Here is a 4793-nt window from a genome sequence, read left to right as displayed (position 1 = left end):
GGCTCACCTAGCTTATCTCTTACTTCGTCAGTGGTATAAGAAGTAAGCAACTTACTTTCCACTAAATCTTCAAGCATCAAGTATCTTTTTGAAGGTTGTTCTAGCCATAATTGCCTATCAAAATCTAATCGAGGTGTATAATCGTAATAAATGAATATAGCACTCAAAAAATAATAAGATAAATTAATATAGACGTTGAAATTGTAAATAGAATACGCATAGTTTTAGTCTTATACTTGAGACGATTTTTGATAAAGAAATTAACAAGTAGATAAATAATTACGATAAGTATTGGTCCTGAAATAAAGAATACTAGTTTCATAGAATTTACTTGGGTTACCTGATTTGAACTAAGTAACTGTTATTTAGAATAAGAGAATCATTTTTAAAGACCTAATACTTTGCTTTGTAAATCGTATTTTTACAAAAAAAGTTGAATTTCTACTTTAAGACAATTATCTTTTTTGCATCGTAACTTCAGCGGCTTTCTTTCAACCTAAAATAAGTTAGGTTATGTTGATTATTTATACTTCCAAAGTATAAGTAGTATAGGGTTTTACCTTTCTTGTATAACCTTATCACCAAAAAATTCTGCTCCTCAATAATATATCTATCTTTTTTAATGAAAAAGCCAAGAACATCTACCATTTGATAATTTCAGGATAGTGTGTTTAATTTAAATCAATCATATATCATTATAATCTCATCTACCCAAGAAACTTCATATTTGATTATTTTTTTTTCAGATATTTTTTCAATAAAAAATATCTTATCAAAAACGTGATGCTTTAATTCATTCTCAGAATCATATTTCTCTTTCAAATAGTTTATATCAACAAGTTCAATGCTATCTAAATATTCTATAGGACAAGTTTCTTTAAAACTTTTAGTCTTATGTATCGAAAAAATTTCATCGCAAATTTTGAAATAAATATATTCACCATGAATTTCTTTTCTGAATTTATTTAAATTTTGATAGCCTTTCCCCTCGACAGGAACTTTACATTTTTCCTTACTTTGTTCATCAAATAGCAGGTAAATGGTTTTGTCTTTTTCATTTTGAGAAAATGAAAGAATTGAAAACAAAACTAGAAGTGAAAACGTGATTTTTTTCTTCATAGGAAAAAACTTTTTAATTGTTAGCGATGTAATCTGCTATTACATCATTAATTCTTTCTTTTTCTGTTTCTGATAGATTCGACCAGGTATCAATATTTGGATATCTTAAACCTTCCCACGACAAATCCATATACAGTTGGGCAGGTTGCTGATTATCTGGTACAGGAATCCCTGTGTCATACTCCTGCAAAGCACTTGCCAAAGTTTCCCTGTAGTGTGTGGCCATTTGTTGATGTTGCCAATTTTTGTGTCGTCTATAATAATCGTACATACCAGGAAAATCTCCGTCTAAAGCATCTAAAATATCTTGACGAGTCACCCCCGTTATGGTACCACCACTATCCAATACTGATAGTAATTTTCTATACATCTCTGCATGAATTACTTCATGGATTATAGTTTTCGCAACTAAAAGTTCTGGGCGTTGATCTACACCACTGGGGGAAGTGTTATTATTTAGCCTTACAGTTATTACATAGTTTGGAGAATTTGGAGTTCCTGGGCTACTATTAGGTGCAATAGTCTGACCTCTTGCAGTCCCTAAATCTCCTAAATCAAATTTTAAATGACTCACTGGAAAAGTTGGTTCAAATTTTTTAATCAAATTTTTAAAATCTGAACTTAAATTTTTCAAATTATTATACACTTCTAAAGATTTGCCTTCTAAATTATTAATTATCCTATCCTCAAAATCCACTTCAACTTCTCCTTTGCTACCAACCTCTTCTATAGTTTCTGCAACAGCATGAATAAAGTTTTGAGCTTCTATAGTTGAATTTTCATTTAAAAAATCGATCATTTGCTGAAACAGTTCATCTCCATAAGGTCCCATCGCCTGCACTTGAGTAGGTAGTAAGTTTTGATCGAGCAAAGAGTTTAACTGAGACACCAACATTATATTAATTGGAAAAACATTGATTGGCACCTCATCATTCTCCTCTACACAGCCATCGTTCCCATCACACTCACACGGATCCTGAACATCATTGAAGCATTCTTCTGGCGCTGCGACACAGCCGTTCTTGAGAAGTTTTGAACCTTTTTCTATTATAATCCTAAGATTTAAGCTATGGGATTTTAAGAAATGTTCTGGTCTGTTTTTTATTCTGATTTTGAGCAGAAGAAATTTGTTAGTTCTAGACATTTAATTTTAAGTACGCAACTGACTTTATGTTAGGTCTTAGATAAATAAATTTGGCTTAAGGGTTTAAAGAAAAAACCACCTCGATGGAGATGGTTTAATTTTATTAGAAAACATTAGAAGACTATAATAATCGATCTGGATAAAAGCGATTATCTTTAAAACTGCTATCATCCAATCCTTTTATTTTGACTACCGCCGCTACTTCAAAAGCCCAAAGACCAACAAATCCAGATTTTACTTCATAATTAGATATATCTTTTAAATTAAGGTTGATATAATACTTCTTAGGTATTTTAATCCATTCTTTTTTTAAAAAATTTTCAGTCTCTAATATGGCTTGTTCATCTTGAAAATCATAAGCTATGTTAACTAGTTTTTTGTACAATTTTGGAATCATTATATAGCGTTGATAACTTTCTTCTTTTAATTCTGACCTTTCTGGATATCTAGGTAAAATCATAAAATCAATCATTTTATCTTTAATACCATCACGGTCAACTAAATTTACTAAAATGTCAAATTCATGTTTAGGTACATCCAATAAAACTGCTAATGAAAACATTTGCAACATCTGGATATAAGAATTAAGATTATACTGGTCGTATTCTACTTGCTGACGACCATGGTAAACCTTTGTTATACGTTTATCCCAAACTTCTTGCATCACCTTAACCGCTTCAGAAAATTGATTGCGTAAACTGTTTTTATCGTCTCCTTTGGAATAGGAAGCTATTATAATTTGTAATCTTGCTGTGAAAGTAACAAGCTTTATTTGTTGCAAACGATATTCAGAACTCATTTTATGAGGTCTAGTTTCCCATTCTTCTTCTGGAGGAAAATTTGTTATTTCAAACTCTCTCCTATGAACTAAATCTAAATATTTTTCAATAATTTTTTCATAGAAAGCATTGTCTTTTACATTCTTCATAAAGTATTAATTATTAAAAACTGTGTTTATTTCATAACCATTTGCACCAACATATTTATAATTTATTGTACCGTTTGACTGTATATAACCTACTACGCGTTCAAAACCATTATCTGTTATATCATTATATAACGACATTTCACCACCAACTGATTTCCATAATCTATCCGTATTATTTTCTAAACCATTAGAAATCCACTCATCGCTCATTTGTCTTATTCCATTTGGCAATGTTGTTAATCCACCTGTACCATGAAATTTGCTTTCTACTATCACGTATTCACCAGTGACAGGGTTTTTAAATATATGGTCTATACCTGTGTTGTCCCCTATCGGGTCTATGGTCGTGTGTCGATTTACATGTACTACTTCATAGCCTTTCTCAACAAAATCTATATCGGTACAAATTTCGCTAAAAGTAAAAGAAACACCGGCAATAAGCTAGGCGATGTTTCTATGTTGGTTACACTAAACGGTCTGGATAAAAGCGATTATCCTTAAAACTGCTATCGTCTAATCCTTTTATTTTGACTACGGCAGCCACTTCAAAAGCCCAAAAACCTACAAAGTCTGAGTTAACATCTAATCCAGAAACATCGGTGGTTTGCCAACCACCCCAATTTTTAAAGGTCTTAAACCAATGCTTCCCTAAATAGTTTTTTGTAAGCTTTTCACAAATTATTTTATCATCTTCATTGATGATATCGATAATTTTATTTTTTGGACTAAGCGGTCTTACCATATCAGATATTTGCCAATCTTCAATTTTCGTTTTTATACAAATATCATATAAGGCATCTTTAATATGATCTCGCTTAACCAAATCGATTAAAATTTGAAACTCATCATCTGGAACCTCCAATAAAACCCCTAAAGATAACATCCAACGCATATAAAAAGTAGGACCTATATAATAGACATCAATTTCCTTTTGAGCCTTCCCCATATGCATTTTAACCACACGTTTATCCCAAACTTCTTGCATCACCTTAACCGCTTCAGAAAATTGATTGCGTAAACTGTTTTTATCGTCTCCTTTGGAATAGGAAGCTATTATAATTTGTAATCTTGCTGTGAAAGTAACAAGCTTTATTTGTTGCAAACGATATTCAGAACTCATTTTATGAGGTCTAGTTTCCCATTCTTCTTCTGGTGGAAAATTTGTTATTTTTTCCTCAGTTAACTTCAAATGTTCTTCATACCTATAGATTACTTTTTCGTAAAAGTCAACATTTTTTATATTTTTCATATTTGAAATAAATTATTGAAAACGGTGTTTATCTCAATACCATCTGGTGATACGTATTTGTAATTTATTATACTATTAGCTTGAATGTATCCAATGACACGTTGATAATTATTAACAACTTGATTATATAAAATAGCATCATCACCTAAAGCCTTAAATAGTCTATTTTTTGAATCTAAAATATCTGGATTTGTACCTCTAATCCATTCATCACTCATCTGTCTAGCTAAACCTGTACTTGGATCGGCAGGAGCTAAACCACCCGTTCCATGAAATTTACTTTCTACTATCACGTATTCTCCTGTTGCAGGGTTTTTAAAGATATGGTCTATACCAGTGTTGTCGCCTATCGG

General features: G+C 31.3%; 6 protein-coding genes. All 6 read right to left on the bottom strand.

Translation table 11 applies throughout. The features are described from left to right. Positions 1-681 precede the first annotated feature (681 nt). The gene (locus F598_RS0104665; RefSeq protein ID WP_019037864.1) at positions 682-1119 is read right to left on the bottom strand and encodes a hypothetical protein; all 438 of its coding nucleotides are present in this window, start codon (positions 1117-1119) and stop codon (positions 682-684) included. A 13-nt stretch (positions 1120-1132) separates the two neighbouring features. Then, entirely contained in the window at positions 1133-2263 is a 1131-nt protein-coding gene (locus F598_RS0104660) for a hypothetical protein (RefSeq protein ID WP_019037863.1), read from the bottom strand. Positions 2264-2384: 121 nt separating this feature from the next. Continuing rightward, entirely contained in the window at positions 2385-3191 is an 807-nt protein-coding gene (locus F598_RS0104655; protein WP_019037862.1) for a PoNe immunity protein domain-containing protein, read from the bottom strand. Positions 3192-3197: 6 nt separating this feature from the next. Continuing rightward, a complete protein-coding gene (locus F598_RS0104650) occupies positions 3198-3467 on the bottom strand; it encodes a hypothetical protein (protein ID WP_019037861.1) in 270 nt (89 codons plus the stop codon). A 187-nt stretch (positions 3468-3654) separates the two neighbouring features. Further along, the gene (locus tag F598_RS0104645; protein ID WP_019037860.1) at positions 3655-4440 is read right to left on the bottom strand and encodes a PoNe immunity protein domain-containing protein; all 786 of its coding nucleotides are present in this window, start codon (positions 4438-4440) and stop codon (positions 3655-3657) included. Next, positions 4437-4793: hypothetical protein (locus F598_RS15430; RefSeq protein ID WP_019037859.1), on the bottom strand; the 357-nt coding region annotated here is incomplete at its 5' end. The genes F598_RS15430 and F598_RS0104645, both read right to left, overlap by 4 nt.

The sequence above is a fragment of the Psychroflexus tropicus DSM 15496 genome (assembly GCF_000378765.1).
GTDB classification, from domain to species: domain Bacteria; phylum Bacteroidota; class Bacteroidia; order Flavobacteriales; family Flavobacteriaceae; genus Psychroflexus; species Psychroflexus tropicus.
The sequence above is the reverse complement of the archived record's forward strand: the minus strand, read 5'-3'. Positions and strand labels throughout refer to the sequence as shown.